17 protein-coding genes are annotated in these 19,500 nt (G+C 42.2%); 2 read left to right on the top strand and 15 right to left on the bottom strand.

Translation table 11 applies throughout. The annotated features are described in order from the left end of the window. Positions 1-50: 50 nt before the first annotated feature. A complete protein-coding gene (gene istB / locus IC803_RS00865) occupies positions 51-722 on the bottom strand; it encodes an IS21-like element helper ATPase IstB (protein WP_190304289.1) in 672 nt (223 codons plus the stop codon). 77 nt (positions 723-799) lie between these two features. On the opposite strand from istB, the gene IC803_RS00860 reads away from it, so the two are divergent. Together IC803_RS00860 and IC803_RS00855 are read left to right on the top strand one after the other, a co-directional pair. Continuing rightward, positions 800-1,956 (top strand): IS3 family transposase gene (locus IC803_RS00860; protein ID WP_255508574.1). Its coding sequence is split into 2 segments (ribosomal slippage): positions 800-1,055 and positions 1,055-1,956, totalling 1,158 coding nucleotides; the frame shifts between segments, so codons are not numbered across the junction. 694 nt (positions 1,957-2,650) lie between these two features. Next, positions 2,651-3,823 carry an ISL3 family transposase gene (locus IC803_RS00855; protein ID WP_190304249.1) on the top strand — a complete coding sequence of 391 codons (1,173 nt, stop codon included), beginning with the start codon at positions 2,651-2,653 and terminating at the stop codon, positions 3,821-3,823. A 186-nt stretch (positions 3,824-4,009) separates the two neighbouring features. Here the strand turns inward: IC803_RS00855 and IC803_RS00850 are convergent, their stop codons facing one another. From IC803_RS00850 to IC803_RS00785, 14 genes are all read right to left on the bottom strand, one after another. Continuing rightward, the gene (locus IC803_RS00850; RefSeq protein WP_081210693.1) at positions 4,010-5,131 is read right to left on the bottom strand and encodes a glycosyltransferase; all 1,122 of its coding nucleotides are present in this window, start codon (positions 5,129-5,131) and stop codon (positions 4,010-4,012) included. Positions 5,132-5,275: 144 nt separating this feature from the next. Then, positions 5,276-5,812, bottom strand: coding sequence for a glycosyltransferase family protein (locus IC803_RS00845; RefSeq protein WP_190304248.1), 537 nt, complete (start codon positions 5,810-5,812; stop codon positions 5,276-5,278). Positions 5,813-6,018: 206 nt separating this feature from the next. After that, entirely contained in the window at positions 6,019-6,303 is a 285-nt protein-coding gene (locus IC803_RS00840; protein ID WP_190304247.1) for a hypothetical protein, read from the bottom strand. A 506-nt stretch (positions 6,304-6,809) separates the two neighbouring features. Next, on the bottom strand, positions 6,810-7,856 hold the full coding sequence (locus tag IC803_RS00835) for an O-antigen ligase family protein (protein ID WP_190304246.1): 1,047 nt from the start codon (positions 7,854-7,856) through the stop codon (positions 6,810-6,812). Continuing rightward, the gene (locus IC803_RS00830) at positions 7,856-9,016 is read right to left on the bottom strand and encodes a glycosyltransferase (protein ID WP_143421106.1); all 1,161 of its coding nucleotides are present in this window, start codon (positions 9,014-9,016) and stop codon (positions 7,856-7,858) included. Before IC803_RS00830 ends, IC803_RS00835 begins: the two co-directional genes overlap by 1 nt. Next, the gene (locus IC803_RS00825) at positions 9,013-10,335 is read right to left on the bottom strand and encodes a flippase (RefSeq protein WP_158083302.1); all 1,323 of its coding nucleotides are present in this window, start codon (positions 10,333-10,335) and stop codon (positions 9,013-9,015) included. The genes IC803_RS00830 and IC803_RS00825 overlap by 4 nt, the downstream gene beginning before the upstream one ends. A 177-nt stretch (positions 10,336-10,512) precedes the next feature. Continuing rightward, entirely contained in the window at positions 10,513-10,896 is a 384-nt protein-coding gene (locus IC803_RS00820; RefSeq protein WP_190304245.1) for a hypothetical protein, read from the bottom strand. A gap of 228 nt (positions 10,897-11,124) precedes the next feature. Then, a complete protein-coding gene (locus IC803_RS00815; RefSeq protein WP_190304244.1) occupies positions 11,125-11,451 on the bottom strand; it encodes a Wzz/FepE/Etk N-terminal domain-containing protein in 327 nt (108 codons plus the stop codon). A gap of 528 nt (positions 11,452-11,979) precedes the next feature. Then, on the bottom strand, positions 11,980-13,203 hold the full coding sequence (locus IC803_RS00810; protein ID WP_081210716.1) for a glycosyltransferase family 4 protein: 1,224 nt from the start codon (positions 13,201-13,203) through the stop codon (positions 11,980-11,982). 453 nt (positions 13,204-13,656) lie between these two features. Next, entirely contained in the window at positions 13,657-14,715 is a 1,059-nt protein-coding gene (wecB, locus tag IC803_RS00805; RefSeq protein ID WP_081210718.1) for a non-hydrolyzing UDP-N-acetylglucosamine 2-epimerase, read from the bottom strand. A 111-nt stretch (positions 14,716-14,826) separates the two neighbouring features. Further along, a complete protein-coding gene (locus IC803_RS00800) occupies positions 14,827-15,558 on the bottom strand; it encodes an N-acetyltransferase (RefSeq protein WP_081210720.1) in 732 nt (243 codons plus the stop codon). A 17-nt stretch (positions 15,559-15,575) separates the two neighbouring features. Further along, complete coding sequence (locus tag IC803_RS00795; RefSeq protein WP_081210722.1) at positions 15,576-16,889, bottom strand: nucleotide sugar dehydrogenase; 1,314 nt, start codon at positions 16,887-16,889, stop codon at positions 15,576-15,578. Positions 16,890-16,906: 17 nt separating this feature from the next. Then, entirely contained in the window at positions 16,907-17,920 is a 1,014-nt protein-coding gene (locus tag IC803_RS00790; protein ID WP_081210724.1) for a Gfo/Idh/MocA family protein, read from the bottom strand. A gap of 282 nt (positions 17,921-18,202) precedes the next feature. Further along, entirely contained in the window at positions 18,203-19,321 is a 1,119-nt protein-coding gene (locus tag IC803_RS00785) for a DegT/DnrJ/EryC1/StrS family aminotransferase (RefSeq protein ID WP_081210726.1), read from the bottom strand. Positions 19,322-19,500: the final 179 nt, after the last annotated feature.

Below are 19,500 nucleotides of genomic sequence, written 5' to 3'. Positions count from 1 at the left end.
AACTAAAAAGTTAAGCAAAACGCAAGATTTTTTCAGCACCCTAAGTCTTTTTATAAGTTCATATAAGAATGTTTCAGTCGATAACTAGTTCCTGTAAATGTTAAGAGATAGCTGTGATGAACAAGGCGGTCAATGATCGCCGTAGTCAATCGTTCATCATGGAATATGCTATTCCATTTACTGAATTCCAAGTTGGTGGTAATAATGATACTTCTCTTTTCGTAACATCCTGCAATGACTTGGAAAAGGAGCTGCGCTCCTTCTTTGCTTACAGGGATGTAGCCCCATTCATCACAGATCAATAAATCGATTTTTTCGAGCTGATTCATCAGCTTGTGGAGATTTCCTGTATTCTTTGCTTCAATCAGTTCATTGACCAACGCGGCTGTTCGATAAAATTTCACGCTTTTCCCTTGGTTACAGGCTTCTACACCAATCGCTGTCGCTAAATGCGTCTTGCCTGTGCCTACACCTCCATATAAAACTAGATTCTCTTTTCGCTCGATAAACTTCGTTGATTTGAGCTCTTCGACGGATAACTGCTTTGGAAACTCGATATGATCAAACGTGTATCCTTGAAATGTTTTCACCACATCAAAATTGGCTTGTTTGAGTAAGCGATTTTTCCGTGTCACCCGTCGATGTTCGACTTCCAGTGCTAATAGTTGTACGAGAAATTCTTCATGGGTATTTGCTTCAATTATGGAATAGTACTCGGCAATGTGATGTTAGTCTAGATTATAGACACAACGAATAGAGAAATGTATAGTAAATCTATCAATCATAAGGAGTGTTTATAATGACAAGACGTTTTGATAAAGAATTCAAAATACATGCAGTAAAATTAGTGGTCGAGGAAGGAAAAGCGGTCTCTCAAACCGCAAGACAACTCGATATTTCGCCAAAAACTCTTCATAAATGGGTCGCAGATTATAAAAAAGATGCCGAACATAGTTTTGTAGGAAGTGGAAACCTCAAACCAGAAGATCAAGAAAAGCGCGAACTCCAAAAACGCATCCGTGACCTTGAGGAGGAAAACGCTATTTTAAAAAAGGCCATGAGCATCTTCGCCAAAAACCAGAAGTAATTTATCCATTCATTCATACGCATAGAAAGGAGTTTCGCGTGGCGAAGATGTGTGAAGTCTTAGGCGTTTCAAGAAGTGGATACTATGCTTGGATCAAACGGCCGGAGAGCCAACAAAAGAAAAGACAGGAAGCGTTGAAAAAGCAAATCAAAAAGATTCATATCAATTCAAGAGAAACATATGGCAGTCCAAAAATCACAAAAATCCTTCAGAAACAAGGAGTCGAGGTATCTCAAAAAACGGTCGCCAGAATCATGAAAGATGGGAACATTCGTTCAAAAACAAAGAAAAAATACAAGGCAACCACGAACTCGAAGCATCATTGGCCTGTGTACCCCAACTTATTGAATCAGCAGTTTGAAGTGAATGAGCCGAATCAAGCATGGGTGGCGGATATCACATATATTTGGACGAAAGAAGGCTGGCTGTATTTCGCATCCATCATGGATTTGTTTTCTCGTAAAATTGTAGGATGGCATCTTTCCGAGCGCATGACAAAGGAGTTAGTGATCAAAGCATTCCAACGAGCCATCCATCGGCGAAATCCTCAACCTGGTCTGATCCACCATTCGGATCAAGGGAGCCAGTATGCATCGAATGAATACCAAGCCATGTTGAGGCAATACGGAATCCAGCCGAGCATGAGTCGAAAGGGAAACTGTTATGACAACGCATGTGCGGAATCGTTTCACAGCATCCTGAAAAAGGAACTCATTTTCCACGAAACCTTTACGACAAGGAAAGAAGCGAAACAACGGATTTTTGAATACATTGAGTGTTTTTATAATGCCGAGCGAATTCATTCCGTCAATGAGTACATGTCTCCGATGGCGTATGAGAAGATGCATCAGCAAGGCAAAAAGCAGTGAACTCTTCTCTCCACAAAGTCACGATATAAGGGGCATCTTTCCTCTTGAGAAGGGGAAGGGTTTACCAAACCGTTCTCCTTCTCAAGAGGCCACCAAACGAAATGCGGTAGTAGGGTTTTAAAATTTTTCTCGATTTTACGTGTCTATTTTCTTGACATAATACCAATCCCTTTATATTCATACAAATATTTGATATGATGTTGTTGAATCATTGTAAGCATCCTTTCTCTTCCCCTTCTAACTGTCCTTTTTGTCCAATTAGAAGGTTAGTGGTGGGATAGGGGTGCTGACAATGATTTTTTTATTTTATAAACTGCTAAACTTTTATCTTGCATAATGCGCTACTTTTATTTTGCACTAAACATTGCTTTCTCGGTGTATCAAGGACTTATTCGGCATCCCCCTCAAAAAATCCTCCCGATTCTGCTCGGGAGGTTGCGAAATGTGAGCATGATGGAGAAACTCCTTTGCTTTCCTTGTGTTTCAAGGATTCATTCGACATGAAGCTCACATTTCGCACCTTGAATAAAAATTCAAAATAACCCTGATTTCATCGAATAAAAATTGGCTCTTCACCACAAGTTGTACTTGATCATTGAAGATCGGTGTGCATAGAGAAAATAGAGGGTACAAAAAATGCGAATTTTCCTGTATGGTAAAGGTGACCAAACCAAACCATCGGAGGAAAATTCGCATGTACTCTCAGTTTATCAAAGAACTCATCGATTTACCAGATGTTTTGATTCAAAAGGTGCGAAAAGAAGGAGAACGTTGGATTTTCGAACTTTCTCTGCCCGAGCAATGTCCGTTATGTCCTGTCTGTTTGAAGCGCACGATCAAAATGACAGACAAAAAGAAACAATGGATGCATGGCTATGCTCAACGAATCGGGATTTTTTGGATTGAACTTCCTGTCGAGCGCAGACGCTGTGGTACCTGTGACATGACATTCAGCACGTCTTATCCAAGAATCTCTCCTCGAAGTGTGGCAACGGATGCTTTTCAACAATGGGTAGCGCAATCTTGCATCGGAACATCCATTCAGGCGGTGGCTCGTATGCTCAAGCTTCCTTACACGACCGTTGAACGCTGGTTTTATACCCATGCCCCTTCCTTCTTATCGAATGATATCCAACCAAAGGCGGTTTGTGTCGATGAGTTTGCTTTTCGAAAAGGGCATGACTACGGAGTGGCGATCATGGATGCCGAAACGGGAGAAGTGTATGCCATCGAAGCAGGAAAGAACGAGGAAGCCATTGGACGCGCATTGGCTCATGTGTCTGGTTCTGTTCAGTATGTCGTGAGTGATTTGGCTCCAGCGATGAAAAAAGCGATTCAAGGGGTTTGCCCAGAAGCAACACATGTGGTTGATTATTTCCATGTCATTCAACTGTTTACAGATGCTTTAGAACGTTGTCGCAAATATTTGGACAAAGGAGGCAAGAAACACGGACATGTTCGCTACGTTTGTCGTTTATTGAGCCAATGTCCACAGAAATTGACGGAGGAAGAACGTCAAACCGTACGGAGATGGTGTAAGGAAAGCGATGACTTAAAGTCTGTCTACCAATCGCTCCAACATTTTCGCTATGTGTCCAACAGCAAAGACGAGCAACAGGCGAAACGACGTTTGGCGGCTTGGATTCACCGATATGTATGCTGCCCTTGTTCGGCTGTACGCGCCATCGCAAAATCGCTTGTCAAACGAACAGATGAAGTCATATCGTGCATATTGTCACCTTATTCAAATGGAAAAATGGAGGGAACGAATAACAAGATCAAACTAATCAAACGTCGGGGATACGGATACCGAAATATCCAGCGTTTTGCATGGCGGGTTCGTCTAGAAACAGCTAACATACTTTAATGGCAGGTGCAAGTACATCTTTTGGTGATGAACCTAAAAATTATTTATTTTTCAATATTTGCATAAAAGTTTATTTTTATGCGAATATTTTGGTCATTTTTTGTATATTATGCAAAGGTTGCGAAATATGAGATGAAGATAAAAAAATCCTCCCGATTGTTGTCGAGAGGGTGCAAAATGTGAGAATTAAGATAATCCATTATTACCCTTTCTATTAACGAGATTATTATAAACACTTTCCATTTTAGTCACATTATCTTCCCAGTTATAAAATAAACTAACGAAACGCCGCCCATTTTTCCCCATTTTCGATCGGAGCTCAGGATTTACCACTAAATCATATAATCGATCCGCTAACTTTTCTATATTTTTAGATTCAGCAATAAACCCTGTTTCGCCATCTTTTACAACTTCAGGAAGTCCCCCGACATTAGAAACAACAAGGGGCAACTCACAAGCCGACGCTTCGACAGCAGCTACGCCAAAACTTTCCTGTAAACTTGGCAAACAAAAAATATCCATTTTATTTAGGTAGTAAGGCACTTGTGTATTAGGAACTGCTCCAATAAAAATTGTAATATCTGATATCCCCAGTTCCCTTGCTATATTCTGCAAGTGATCCCGTAGACTCCCCTCCCCAACAATTAATAGTCTAACTTTTTTTGCCTCTTTATCTAACTGGTTTCTCTCTAATTTTTTAATCAATACGGCAGTTGCCCTTATCAAATACTCAACACCATAACATTCCTCTAAACTTTTGACAATGCCAATAGTAATTTGCTCAGATTGTTCATTTTTAATTTGGCTGGGTTTAAACAAATTCATATCAACTCCAAAGGGAGTGATTTCGATCGGGAGACGAGGAGAGACGAACTTTTCTATCTGTTTCTTCATGACAAGGCTCGTTGAGGCTATTTGAGTTGCAGCATTTAAATTTTTTCTTAATATTTTTTTATTCATTTTACTTTGATAAGGGAAATCAAAAACATCACTCCCCCATACAGATAACAGTGTGGGTTCAAATTTTACTAACCTCGAAAGAGTACCATATCCACTTGCATAGTGCGTATTTAAAATGTCTGGCTTAATTTGCTTTAATAACTTTCTCACTCTAAATACATTGAGATAGTAACCGATAGGTGAACTAAATGGTAACATGTAAACACTCACTCTACCATCAATTTTGTCTTTATGTGGATGTGGTTTATGCATTGTAATTAGATGGACATCATGCCCTCTTTCCACCATAGCATTAACCCATCTAACTGTATGGATAGAGGAAGCACTTGCAAGAAAGCAAATCCTCATTAAAAATCATCTCCCATATTATTTTCTTTAATGCTCAAGAAGTAAAGGATATTCAAAAAAGATTCATGAGCAAGCCTTGCTCCCCATCCTGGCATGAAAATGAAGGATTAAGGCGGCGCATTTTCACGGAAAAATATAGTATTTTTAATGAAGTAAATGTAAGATAGCTGCAAAGTTTCTATCCCTAGAATATAAAGATCTGATATCCTTTGGAATTTCACTAAAACTTTGTGAAAGATTTAATATATTCTTAAACTCCTTATAAAAGTTATTGGAGTGGTCAAAGATATCTAAAACTGGCAACCCCAATCCTATATAATCAAATACTTTCGTTCCATACTCGATTTCCTCATTTCTTACTATTAGCATACCTATGTTGCAATTAATAGCTATTTTTAAAGCCTCTTTATAAGGCATTCTTGGATAAAAGGTTGAGCAATCATCTAATTTGTATTGCTTTAAAATTGATAAAGTGGGTTCTTTATTCGTACCTACAAAATAGATATGGACACTATAACCTTCATTTTTAATATCTTTTATCTTTGAAATTGCCTCATGAGCTTTTTGTTCATCATACTCAGCAAATTTGCCTAGACATACAAATTTCAACACTCCATTGTTTTTAATATGACTATCCTTATACTTATCCACTTCCCCTATATCAAAATCATATCCATTCATTATTAATCTAATCTTTGTATCATTCCCAAACAATTTTTGATAATAACTCTTCATACCTTTTGTACACACAATAAAGTGTCTACATATTTTGTATACTAGTTGCTCAATCCAAGAAGAAACAAACAATTTAAACTTGCTTATTTTAGCTCCCGACTTTCCATATCCCGTTTTTATATTTATAGACCAAGGATCCCTAAAATCAACAATCAGTTTTTTTTTCTAATAAAACAAGCTAATGAAAGAGGTAAAAGATGATTAAATGGGCCACATGAAATGTAAACATTTTTTTGTTTTGAAAATAACAACTTAAAAATGCATAGTATAGTCCAGACATAAAAGTTTTTTTTACCAATACCTCGGAATGAATCCCTAGCCATGACCTCTACACTAACTCCTTTTTCTTTTAAAAATCTAACCATGCTTCTTGAACGAAGAGCTCCTACTCCATCCGATTCCGAAAAAAAATAAGCGATAAAAAGTACGTCTTTCAATTATTGATCCCCCTATGTCATAATAAAGTGATTTAAAAATCCCATCTAATATGCCGAATATACCCCTCAAAGAGAGCCAAAGTATATATAAGATGACTAACTTTTTCGTCTTGCTCATAACAATTCGAGAATACGATCAAATCCCCCTAAACCTGTTCTCCAACCAAATTGCACACAATATCCATATAAACTATTTGCCCGCCCTGTAAAACTACATCTATCAACTATCAACGTCAGGTCCTGAGCCAATGCTTACGCTTGTTACAGAGAGTACATCCTTGTTGACAATGTCATCGTTTGCGTACTCATATAATATATATTAATAAATGATACAGCTAAAGAAAAGTGCAACCATTGATACCACATATAAAAGATGCTGCTTGAACTTGCACTTGCAAAAATGAAACCAATAAAACTCAAAAAGAAATACAAAGCATAGTAAGAATATGTCCCTGAACCCCATTTTCTTATTTTTTTTAAATGAAGAAGCAAAAATACGAATATTATTACATATGACAAAAAACAATTAACCCATAATTCGCCAAAAGTTCCATCCACCAATTATGGGCATTAAAAATCCCGTCTATTCCTCGGCCGGACGTAATCTTATGAATATTCTCTTCAAAATTGCCAGGACCAACTCCCAGAAAATACGAATTTTTCAGAAGTTCCAGCCCTTTGAACAATAATTCTTTTCTAATTGCTGTTGATCCTGAGCCAATAGACAACTGGTATTTGATCAACTCATATGCGCTCTGTAAGTATGACCATTGAAATGTAATAAGAAGGGTACAACCTCCTCCTAATAAAATAAAAGGATATTTTGCTTTTTTTATAATGTCTCTTCTAAATAACAAAGCTCCTATTTGAACGACCAAAGCTATCATACAAAACTTTGAATCATTGGCCATTACAATATAACAAATCATTACAAAAAACAAAATGTTTAACAACTTGCTGCAGAGTCCCTTTTTATAAAACGTATTTAACAAAAACATAGGGGAGATGAGAACTAAGTAAAATGAGAAATCATTTTCATTATAAAAGACAGCAGTTGCCCTCTTGACATTGTGATATATCTCAGGCTCTATAACAATCCTAGAAGTTGGAAAATGAATCCCAAAATTTAATTCAATTATTCCAAATATAATCAACCATACCCCTATACCATAGATAAATTGGTTCAAACGTACAAATATATCCATTGAATCTATAGTCACTAACATTACATATACTAAAGTAAAAAACAAACAAAGGTAATAGACCTGCTTCACAGCAGAAATTTTATCCGTAGCCCAAGTAAGTTGTAACACTCCGTATAAAATCCAAATAATAAAGAAAAGCAAAACACAATTGATATAGGTAGAGTTGCTGATAAGCATTTTTTTCGCTCTTATTTGTTTTACCAACAAAGTCAAAAACAACCCCAATAATATTACCCTTAGTGCAGTAATAGTAAGAGGCCCCATTTGAATGCGTACGAATAAAAAGTCAAATAATGACAAAAACGCTATTGCTATCATTACCATTATTGCATAAGATCGTCTCATCATTACTTCACACTCTCTATTATCTTGTGATATTGCTCGATTATTTTTTCGGTAACTTTACTTTTTCCAAACCTTTCATAACAATCAAAAGCAATTTCTTCCGCCTTATACTGGTTGTAAGTTAACTTCATATTAATTAAAGCTTTGCTCAGAGCCTCAATATCCTCAACTTCCACTAATAACCCGTTTTTCTCATTAACAATGATCTCTGGCCCACCACATTTCGTTGCAACAATCGGCTTACCACATGCTAAAGCTTCAATGAATACAACCCCAAATGTTTCAAAACGGCTTGCTAACACAAATGCATCACATCTTTGCATCTCTGTCACTGCTTGTTCCCTTGACAGCTCGCCTAAAAAAATGACTTGTTTTTCAATACCAAGATCTATTGCTAGATTTTCCAAATTAACCCTTTCCTCTCCATCTCCCCCTATAACTAGCTCTACTTCCTCGTTTCCTTTAAAAGCTTTTGCAAAAGCCTTTAATAAAATATCAAAGCCTTTTTTATATGTTAAAAAAGCTAAACTAAAAAATCTAAATTTATTTGGTTTTTCAATGAACGCATTCTGCTTAAAACGTGATGTATCAACAATATTAGGAATAAGCTCTATTTTTTGTCCTTCTGTATATTTCTTTAGCTCCTTTTGTAAACCAGGACCAACAACAATTATCTTTTTCGCTTGATCAAAGGCTTCTTTAATAAGAGGAATTTGATACTTCTTAATCAATCCCCTTAAAAAAGCAGTGGAGTGCTCAGTAATAATCAGCGGGACATTCCATTGTTTAGAAATTTTTGAACTAGCCCACCCACCCCAGAGAACAGAGTGAGCGTGAATGATATCCGGTTTATTTCCTTCCTTAACCAATTTAGTGAATATCTTTTTTAACTTAAAATAGTACACAATACCTGATCCAACCGGTATTTTAGGTAAAAAATTAAATTCTTTAATCCTATATGTGTCAAGACCGTCCTCTATCTTATGATAAAAGCCTCGTTGCGACTTATACTTTGCCCACTCCTTAAGGCTATGAATTTCTGGATATGCAATAATGATCTCTATTCCTTTTTCCTGCAAGGCAAGAGCTTGTTCTTTAAAAAAGATCCCTGCATTGGGCTTCTCTTTGGTTGGGTACCAAGAGGGAACAATTAATACTCTCAATTTTTTCCCCACCTTATCAGTTTGCTCGAAAATGTCTTATACAGTTCTATATCCGTTCCGGTGATCAACAGCAAGGAAAGCACATTTGCCCCAGTTGTACGGCAAAAAAGCCAAACTTTTAAGACAAATGTAAGAGAATATGCTACAGATGTCGCGATTGCTGCACCGTAAAAGCCCCATTTTGGAATAAAAAGGAGATTCAGAATAATATTTATCACAACCGTAAACAAAGAAGTATATAAATTTAATTCTGGCTTTCCTCTTCCTGCTAAGTCATTCGATAAAATTCGTTCGGCCGAAAACAAAGTGATTCCCAGCAACAAAATCTTGATAAGATTTGCAGCTTCTTGATATTTTTCTCCGAACATGATACTGATCAATAGATCAGAAACAAAAAATAAACCTATGCCCACAATGATAGACAAGAACAGCACATTTCTTGCCACTTTTGCAGTAAGACCATTTCTCTCTGTATCATCTTTAGCTGAAGAAATTCTAGGAAATAGCACAGAAGAAACCGGCTGAGATACTATCCACAGTTTTTCAGCTATGCTTACAGCGACATTATACACCCCCACTGCTATAGGGGATAGGAAATAGGAAATAATTAGTATGTCAATCCTATAATTCAGAAAAGCCAAAATATTACTCAAGTGAGCTTTGTATCCGTATATTAAGGAGTCTTTTATAAATTCCGTAGACACATATCTTGCATCAATGGGAATATGTCTTTTTTTCAAAAAGAAAATTATTAGTAATAAAGGAGTGATAACACTTGCTAAAAAAGCAGCTATTGCTCCTATTACACCAAGTTTTAAAAAAAGCACTCCAACTACCAAGAAAATTAAATTCACTATACTCCCGGAAATTGAAACCAAATTAAATATTCCGAACGCCTGTAATCCTTGAAAAATCGCTTGCAAAAACGAATTAGCAAATAAAAATGGGAGAGAACTTAAAATCAAAAACAGATAAATAGTGGGAACATCCTTAAAAAAGATACCTTTAAATAAACTTATACCTAATACACCTACGATTATCGAAACCACACTAATCATTAGCACTAGAAAAACATTTGTGGAGACGATAGTCTCCAACGAATATTTCTCTTTCCCAATATAATAAACACTGGCGGAACTAATCCCTATATTTAGAAATGTGAACAACATGTTCGGCAATAAAACAATAAGAGCGTAAATGCCCTGTTTTTCTGGCCCCAAAGCCCTAGCGACAATAATCGCTGATGCAAATCCCAATAAAATCGTTATTATATTCCTGTTAAAATTCAATAAACTATTCTTGACAAACCCATTCTGCATAGTATACTCATCCATTTCAAGATTATATATTGATATGAAAGACGAGCGCATCTTACTTAGAAGAGAATGATGGGCAGCCTCTTGCCCTCAGGTATGAACATCACCGCATGCCGGTTTGGGATTTCATCGAAATCATTTTAGCGTCCAGCAACCTTGGCAACCATGTTTAGAGTTACCCTACCCCCTTAAATTTTTTCGCCAATAATGCCACAAAAACACAAGACCTACTCCAGAAGCAACACCTATGATCAATGCAACTATAATGTTTAATAGTGGATCCGGAGAATCCTGACTTGTTGGTTCAACCGGTTTAGACAAAGTCACAATTTTATTATCAATATCTAAAGTTTCCAAAAATAAATTGAGTTGCTGTTGTTTAGACAGACGTTCACGATATACATTAGCAGATGTCTTAATTTCATTCATCAGCTTACCTAATGCAATCAAATCTTTCTCTGGGATATGGTTTTGATTACCTAGATACTTGCTATCCAAATTCAGTACATATTGGTTATTATCAGAAACTAATGAATCAAGCAAAAGGGCAACGGCAAATTCCATCTATTCGCCTTATGGTAATAATCTGTAATCAACTGTTGCAATTCCTCTTTTGCAATTCCACCTGCATCACAAGCTTCGTATTATCTGCTTTAACTCTATCCTTCATTTCCTTCAATAACAAATCTTTAGAAGCCAATAAAATAGCATCGAGCATTTCTTTTACGTCTGAAGGGTTCGAGCCTCTTAAAGTGATATTTATTAAATTTGTATTTTGTGGATTTTCAACTATTAAATTCGATTGAACTTGGGAGATATTATAATGTTGAAGTCCACTTTTTGTATGGCTTCCTCAATAACCTGAGGAGATTTTATATATTCCATATAAACGGTTGGTGTCAGCATTTCACTGAAATAAACGTCCGTTTCTTGTAACGGTTTTCCTGATGCTAATCCGTTATTTACAGAAACAGTAGCTCTAACTGAATAAACAGGATTTATCCAAACAAAACTTGCTAGCGCCGTGACAAAAACCACAATGGCCGTAACACCTATAATTACCCATTTATAGTTGAAAATAACGCGTACTAATTCCACCAAATCAATTTCCTTACGCATAAATTAATAACTCCTTTATTTTTTAATTAATCTTGACAAGAGACGTGTTTTTTATTCGTTTCTGCCTTTTAAAATCCACTGTCTCTTTCCCTACTATCTTTATTCAAATGGCAACACCTTATCGCCAGCCGCTCATAATAGTCTTATGTTCGAAAATCTTGTATCCCTTTGCTTTTAACTAATCCCATGCAGAGGAAAAAATCGAACAATATATACTGGAAAGGGATCTTCACCACAAAGTGTACTTGACAAAGAAAGATGATTATGATGATCAAAACCAAAACAGCATTTCTCCCTTTTTATTCCATGCATCTCTTTGGACAACATTGTTATCATGTTTGCCTTTAAAAGTCGAGTACATCTTTTGGTGATGAACCCTGGAAAGTCACGTTATGAAAAAATCTCACATAATTTGGTCGGTCTCATAGAAACAAAGGGGGTTGGTTATTTGATATAAATGACATAAATAAAACCCGGAAACCTCACGAGAAAAATCATTCTCCCCTTTTATGTGGATATACCCGTTTCTCACTGCTCTCCTAATTTACTGAGCAAATCATCAACAATTCGCTTCCAAGAATATTGCTCCACCGCCAACTTGCGCCCATTTTCCACCATCTTTTCGTATTTCTCGCTCGGAAGGCAAAGCAACTCGAGAACCGCTGCAGCGATCTGTTTAGGATTTTCTGGAGGAGCGATTTTTCCGCAATGGTATGTTTCTAAAATCTCTGCGCTCTCCCCTTCGCCGCAATACAGCACCGGGGTTCCGGTGGCGATCGCCGGGAAAATTTTCGACGGCCTTGCGCCTTTAAACAAATCGATATTGCGCAACGAAACGATGCTGTAATCGGTGATGGAGAAAATCTCTGGCATCTTCTCAACCGGAACCGATCCGTAAAACGTCACGTTGTCAAGGCCAAGCTCTTCTTTTAACGCCATCAACTTTTCTCGCTCTTGGCCATCGCCGACAAACAGGAAATGCGCCCGTTCATCTTTAACTTTGACGATGGCCGCCGCCCGCAACACCGAATCGAGCCCTTGGGCGTATCCCATCGTTCCGGCGTACGTAAACACCACTTTTCCTTCGAGCCCTAATTCCGCAAGCAACTCTTTGTTTTTCGGCAGCGGGCGAAACACATCCGTGTTGACGCCGTTCGGCAATAAAAAGACATCCTCGGGCGCCTTCCCTTGTTCAATCATATAATCGCGAATGCCTTCTGTCGCGGCGGCGATTTTCCAAGCCTTCCGGTATAAAAACAGCTCGAGCCATCTCGCCATTCGAATAAAAAGCCGATTTTTCAAAATGCCGAGCTCAACGGCCGATTCCGGCCAAATGTCAGCGACGTTGAAAACAAACTTCGCCCGTTTCAACTTTGCGCCCACGTACCCGGTGATCCCTAAAAACAACGGCGGGGAATTGCAAATGATCACATCCGTCGGCTTCGCTTTCACCAGCAATGAATAAAACGAGCTGAACGTAAATGAAAAATACGAAGCGAGTCGTTTCCAAAAGCTCCCCTTTGGCGACGGATAAATCCATGTCCGATGAACGGGAATGCCGTCCCATTGTTCAAACAAATAAAACAGGCCGCGGTATGGCTCCGGGATGACGCCGTGCGGATGATGCGGGAATGCCGTGAGCACTTCCACTTGATGCCCCCGTTTGATCAGCTCTTTGCTCACCTCATACACACGAATTTGCGGTGCGCCCGTTTCCGGTGGGAAGTGTTGGCATAGGTAAATGATTCTCATAGCTCATTCCACACCGCCTTCTTGTTTATCATGAATTCCTAATGGCGACAGCAAGCGAAGCATACAAGTAACAACAAGTCATGCATACGCCCACAACTGAATATACATCGCTGCCCAGCCTTGTAAACACAAAGCTACTGTTCTCGATTTGAAAAACCATTAGCACAGGCAGATTATGCAAAACATATTTTTCATCTAACGACGATGTTCACGGACATAGTTAAAGTCATTCTCCCTTAATTGATCACTACTGCTTCTCATCAAGCAATCGTTCCCTCCTGCTTTCATGGATTGCTTTTCGTCATGATCATTCCTAAATTAAGAGCTTCAGATATCCGTATACAAAACACAAGCAATGAAATATTCATTATTTTCCAAAAAAACCCTAATACGAAACAACAGCACAGGGGCAATAAAGATGCCCAACCAATTGCAACATATAGCATGCCTAACTTATCGCTGCCCGATCGCCGCCACGATTTTCTCCGCCGCGTGCCCATCGCCAAAGACGTCCGCATAAACGGGGGCGACTTCCTTGTGAACCGCCGCGACGATTTTCTCGCGGTCCGTGCCGGTTAAGATGTTCGCTCCCCCTTCGAGCGTTTCCACCCATTCGGTTTGTTCGCGCACCGTTACGCAAGGCACGCGCAGGAAATAGGCTTCCTTTTGCACGCCGCCTGAATCGGTGATGATTTTTTTCGCGCCGCTCTCCAGCCTCAGCATGTCCAAATAACCGACCGGATCGATCAGCCGAAGCCCGGGGATCGTTGAGACGTCCAACCCGTATTCTTCCAGCTTATGCCGCGTCCGCGGATGAATCGGCCACACTTTCGTGCCGTCGATGTCCGCAAAGGCAGCCAAAATGGCTTTCAATTTGTCGGGGTCATCGGTATTTTCCGCTCGGTGAATGGTGATCAAGTAGTAGGATTGTTCCGCCAGCGACAAATCAGCCAAAATCGTCGATTGGCGCTGTGCGAGCTCCTTGTTGTACAAAATGGCGTCATACATGACGTCGCCGACATTCCAGACGTTTCGCGTAATGTTTTCTTTGCGTAAATTTTCTACGGCTGTCTCCGTTGGACAAAATAAGAGCTCGGAGACATGATCGGTCATAATGCGGTTGATTTCTTCCGGCATCTGCTTGTTGAAGCTGCGCAGTCCGGCTTCGACATGGATGACGGGAATATGGAGCTTCGCCGCGACAAGAGCGCCCGCGAGCGTCGAGTTGGTATCGCCATAGACGAGCACATAATCCGGTTTTTCCTTCAGAACGATTTCCTCAATTTTGATGAGCATTTCTCCGGTTTGCTTTCCATGACTGCCTGAGCCTACCCCAAGATAGTAGTCAGGTGTCGGAATGTTCAACTCCTCAAAAAAAATGGCCGACATATTCGGATCATAGTGCTGTCCAGTATGGACCAACACTTCCTCGCATTCTTTTCGCAACACACGTGAAACAGGAGCTGCTTTAATAAATTGTGGTCTTGCTCCTAATACCGTAACAATTTTCACATTTAAACACTCCTAGTCTTTAAAATGGACAAAACACCTCACCAATTCTTTTAGCAGTTGAATAAGCAAAGAAGCGAATCCGCTCCTAAATGCTTGAATGCTGCGAACAATTTACAACAACTCCCGCTCGTCCACCATTTTGCTGAAACGCGCCGGGAATCCTTTGACGACGGTTTTCGGTTCCGTATCTTTCGTAACGAGCGCTCCGGCAGCGACGAACGTTTCTTCCGCCACCGTCACACCTGGCAGCAAAATCGCTCCTCCCCCAACACGCGCGCCGCGCTTGATGGTCGCCCCTTTGATTTTCACAAATCGCTCCTCCGTCCGCCCCATGTAGTTGTCGTTGGTCGTCGTGACGCACGGGGCGATGAACACATGATCTTCGAGCGTCGTGTAAGCCGTGATGTAGGAGTTCGACTGGATTTTCGTCCGATCGCCGATTTGGACGTGGTTTTCGACGCACACCCCGCGCCCGACGATCACATATTGGCCGATGTGCACGTTTTCGCGCACGCTCGCCAAATCAGCGATTAATGTGTAGGCGCCGATCGTCGCTCCCCGATAGATGACAGCATTGACGCCGATCGTGCAATGGTCGCTAATGACAAGCGGCGGCAGCTCACCCGACAGCTTGACGGTGCTCGTTTTCGCCGGCTTCGGCGGTTTGCCGAGCACCGCTCCGTCGGCGATCGTCACGCCGTCCCCAATGACCGTTCCTTCGTGAATCGTGACGCGATGGCCGATTTTAACGTCATTCCCGATTTTTACATTCGCCTCGATGACAGTGAAATGGCCGATTTCGACACATTCACCGCAAACAACAGAGGGATCGACAATATGCATCGTTTCGTCTCCTTCGCTTACAATTTGACGTATTTGGCTGGTTTCGACACATCTTTCATGGCGTTGCGTGTGTCAAACACGACGCGGCTGTGACGAGCGACCATTTCATAGTCGATGTTGGAATGGTCGGTGGTAATCAAGACAAGATCCGACTGCTCTAGCAATTCCGGCGTCAGCTCGACCGTCTCCACCACCCGGTTGCACGCCCGGAACGACGGAACATACGGGTCGACGACCGCAAACTCCGCTCCGTATTGCTCGAGCAGCTCGACGATTTTCAACACTGGCGATTCGCGCACATCATCAATGTCTTTTTTGTAGGCGACGCCGAGCACCGTCACTTTTGAACCGCGCAGCGCCTTCCCTTCTTCGTTCAAAATGAGCATCGCGCGGTTGACGACATATTCCGGCATGGCGTTGTTGATTTCACCAGCCAGCTCGATCAAGCGCGTATGGTAGTTGTATTCGCGAGCTTTCCATGTCAAATAAAACGGGTCGATAGGAATGCAGTGACCGCCAAGCCCCGGGCCCGGATAAAACGCCATAAATCCATATGGCTTCGTTTTCGCTGCATCGATGACTTCCCAAACATCAATGCCCATCCGTTCGCACAAAATGGCCATTTCGTTCGCTAACGCAATGTTGATATGGCGGAACGTGTTTTCAAAAATTTTCTCCATTTCCGCCACCGCTGGACTCGACACTTCATGGACATCGCCTTCAAGCACGGCTCGATACATTGCCGCCGCCACTTTCGTGCACGTCTTTGTCACGCCGCCGACGACTTTCGGCGTATTTTTCGTCTTAAACTGCTTGTTGCCCGGGTCTACCCGCTCCGGCGAATAGGCGACGAACACCGTTTCCCCGACGACAAGCCCTTTTTTCTCCAGCACCGGCTTCACAATTTCTTCCGTCGTGCCCGGATAGGTGGTCGATTCCAAAACGACGAGCATCCCCTCATGAGCATATTTAGCAATTTCCTTCGCTGATTTTTCGACGTATGACGTATCCGGCTGATGATGCTCATCAAGCGGGGTCGGCACCGCGATCGCCACCGCATCGACTTCGGTAATCCGGGCATAATCCGTTGTGGCCACGAGTCGCCCCTGCTTGACCATCTCATGTAAATCTTCATCGACGACATCGCCGATGTAGTTGATCCCATTGTTCACTTGATCGACGCGCTTTTGTTGGATGTCAAAGCCGATGACATGAAACCCTGCTTTTGCTTTTTCGACTGCTAGCGGCAACCCGACGTAGCCAAGCCCAACCACCCCGATCACCGCGTCGCGTTTCTCAAACTTTTGCAACAGCCGTTCCGCGCAGTTCATTCTTCTCATTCCTTTCCTTACTCAGATAATTGCACTCTTGTCCCGGTTTCCGCCGAACGCAAAATGGCTTCGATCAGCCGAACAGGAGCCAGTCCGTCCCAACCATTGACGATTGGCTCGCGGTTTTCGCGAATCGCTTGCACCATATCTTCAATGATCCATTGGTGCCCCGGCTTGCCAAACGGGTCGGCGTTGATCTCATCGATGAGCTTTGCTCTCTCTTCCTCACTGACACCTTCCGCTTCCCACGTTTCGATAAAGTTCGCCGTCCGGCCGCCGATTTTCACTGATGCCGTTTCGCCGAAAATAGCGATCGATTCCTCTAAGTTTTGCGGGTAAATCGTCGTCGCTGCCTCGATGACGCCAAGCGCTCCGCTTTCAAACTCCACGACCGCCGCCGCGACGTCTTCCGTCTCAATCTTGCGCAGACGGGTCGCCGCCATCGCTTGCACCGCCTTGACCGGCCCCATCAACCAAAGCAGCAAATCCAAATTGTGAATCGCTTGGTTCATCAAGACGCCGCCATCGAACGCTTTCGTCCCTCGCCACGCCGCCTGATCGTAATAGGCTTGATTTCGATTCCAACGCACCGTGGCGTTCGCGTGGCTCAGTTTTCCGAACATCCCGTGCTCCATCGCCTCTTTCAGTTTCCGAATGGCCGGACGGAAGCGGTTCGGATGAACGACCGCGAGCTTCACGTCGTATTCTTTCGCCGCCCGGATCATCTCTTCAGCGTCGCTCGTGCGGAGCGCCATCGGCTTTTCCACAATGATATGACGGCGATAGCGGGCCGCGAGCTTGACGAGCGGTGCATGCAATCCCGACGGAACACAAATGTTGACGACATCAATATGTTCGTTCTCCTTTAGCATCGTCTCCATGTCAGTGTAAACAGGAACATCCGACACGTCGCGCAGCCGTTCCGAGTTCGTGTCGCACACGGCCGCCAGCTCAGCGCCGTCCGCCTTTTCAATGGCATCGATATGTTTTTTCGCGATATGCCCCATCCCGACAATGGCAAAACGGATCATTAAGAATAGTCCCTCCTCCCAATATATACTTCCAAAGCGTCAACCAAACGACTATCAAAAACAGGCCGAGGACAAGGCCGATCGTCGCAAGCGGCACGAGAAGAAACCACCGTTTTCGTTGTCAAATATACGTATGGTACAATTCGGCATTTTTCCACTGCCAATCTGGTCACCATCTCCTATCATAAAATAACAAAGTGTTGTGAACAAAACAAACGATCCAACGCCAAAGAAAACGCCATTGCTGTGCGCAAGTGCCGTTTCCTTTGACAGGTTGGACGATCAAACGAAATGACGGTAAAATTCGGCGATTTTCTCCACGACGTATTGTTGCTGCTCCTCTTTCAGTTCTGGGAACATCGGTAGCGACAGCGCTTCTTTTGCTGCCTTTTCCGCCTCCGGCAACTGCCCTTCCTTATACCCGAGCGAAGCAAACACCGGCTGCAAATGCAACGGCAACGGATAGTACACCATCGTCGCGATCCCCTGTTCTCTCAAAAACACTTGCAGCTCGTCGCGCTTCGGCACGCGAATCGTGTATTGATGGAACACATGATAGCGCCCCTCGACCTCTTTCGGCGTCACGACAAGGTCGCCGACCGCCTCCTGCAGCAGGCGCGTATACGTCGCCGCATGCTTGCGACGCTGTTCCGTCCAACGATCCAGATGCGGGAATTTGACGCTTAAAATCGCTGCTTGCATCTCATCGAGACGGCTGTTGTAGCCAAGCACATGATGGTAATATTTCGGCTTGCTGCCATGAACGCGGATCACCCTGCATTTTTCCGCCAATTCATCATCGTTTGTAATGATCATGCCGCCATCTCCATAGGCGCCCAAGTTTTTCGTCGGGAAGAAGCTGTACGTCGCTGCCGTCCCCAGCTCGCCAACGCATTTCCCATTGTATTTCGCGCCGATGGCCTGGGCGGCGTCCTCGATGACAACTAATCCATGCCGCTTGGCAATCGCAGCGATCGCCTCCATATCCGTCATTTGCCCGTATAAATGCACCGGGATGACGGCTTTCGTTTTCTCTGTTACTGCAGCTTCAATTTGCGCAGGATCGATGTTGAACGTCACCGGATCGATATCGACAAACACTGGTTTGGCGCCAAGCCGCGCGATGGCTCCAGCTGTCGCAAAAAACGTAAAGGATGTGGTAATGACTTCATCCCCTGGCCCGACGCCGGCCGCTTGCAAAGCAATATGTATGGCATCGCTTCCGTTGCCGCAGCCGATTCCGTGTTTCGCCCGGCTATAAGCGGCAATTTCCGCTTCTATTTTCTTTACATAGTCGCCTAAAATAAAGCGGGAAGAACGCATCACCTCGTCCAATACACGCATGATCTTCGGCTTCAATTGTTCATACTGTTCGCTTAAATCCAACATTGGCACGTTCATTATGAGTTCCTCCAAACCCTAAAAGATTCTCTCCTAAACATGTTTAGTTTATCACATTTACGTCAATATATAATGAAAGTTTCGTGGCAAGCAACGTTAAACATGGAAAGATGCGCTCGTCTGCTGTATAAAACAAGAAAAAAACGGGTATAATTTCCTAGAGACAAACCATCCCTCAA

Origin of the sequence: Geobacillus sp. 46C-IIa, assembly GCF_014679505.1 — a bacterium.
GTDB lineage: Bacteria > Bacillota > Bacilli > Bacillales > Anoxybacillaceae > Geobacillus.
This window is presented reverse-complemented; position numbering and strand designations above follow the sequence as displayed.

Excerpts from the sequence above, each read along its gene's own strand:
- IC803_RS00855 (WP_190304249.1), top strand. The coding sequence starts at position 2,651 with ATGTACTCTCAGTTTATCAAAGAACTCATCGATTTACCAGATGTTTTG.
- IC803_RS00850 (WP_081210693.1), bottom strand. The coding sequence starts at position 5,131 with ATGAGGATTTGCTTTCTTGCAAGTGCTTCCTCTATCCATACAGTTAGA.
- IC803_RS00845 (WP_190304248.1), bottom strand. The coding sequence starts at position 5,812 with ATGAATGGATATGATTTTGATATAGGGGAAGTGGATAAGTATAAGGAT.
- IC803_RS00835 (WP_190304246.1), bottom strand. The coding sequence starts at position 7,856 with ATGATGAGACGATCTTATGCAATAATGGTAATGATAGCAATAGCGTTT.
- IC803_RS00825 (WP_158083302.1), bottom strand. The coding sequence starts at position 10,335 with ATGCAGAATGGGTTTGTCAAGAATAGTTTATTGAATTTTAACAGGAAT.
- IC803_RS00820 (WP_190304245.1), bottom strand. The coding sequence starts at position 10,896 with ATGGAATTTGCCGTTGCCCTTTTGCTTGATTCATTAGTTTCTGATAAT.
- IC803_RS00815 (WP_190304244.1), bottom strand. The coding sequence starts at position 11,451 with ATGCGTAAGGAAATTGATTTGGTGGAATTAGTACGCGTTATTTTCAAC.
- IC803_RS00810 (WP_081210716.1), bottom strand. The coding sequence starts at position 13,203 with ATGAGAATCATTTACCTATGCCAACACTTCCCACCGGAAACGGGCGCA.
- IC803_RS00800 (WP_081210720.1), bottom strand. The coding sequence starts at position 15,558 with ATGCATATTGTCGATCCCTCTGTTGTTTGCGGTGAATGTGTCGAAATC.
- IC803_RS00795 (WP_081210722.1), bottom strand. The coding sequence starts at position 16,889 with ATGAACTGCGCGGAACGGCTGTTGCAAAAGTTTGAGAAACGCGACGCG.
- IC803_RS00790 (WP_081210724.1), bottom strand. The coding sequence starts at position 17,920 with ATGATCCGTTTTGCCATTGTCGGGATGGGGCATATCGCGAAAAAACAT.
- IC803_RS00785 (WP_081210726.1), bottom strand. The coding sequence starts at position 19,321 with ATGAACGTGCCAATGTTGGATTTAAGCGAACAGTATGAACAATTGAAG.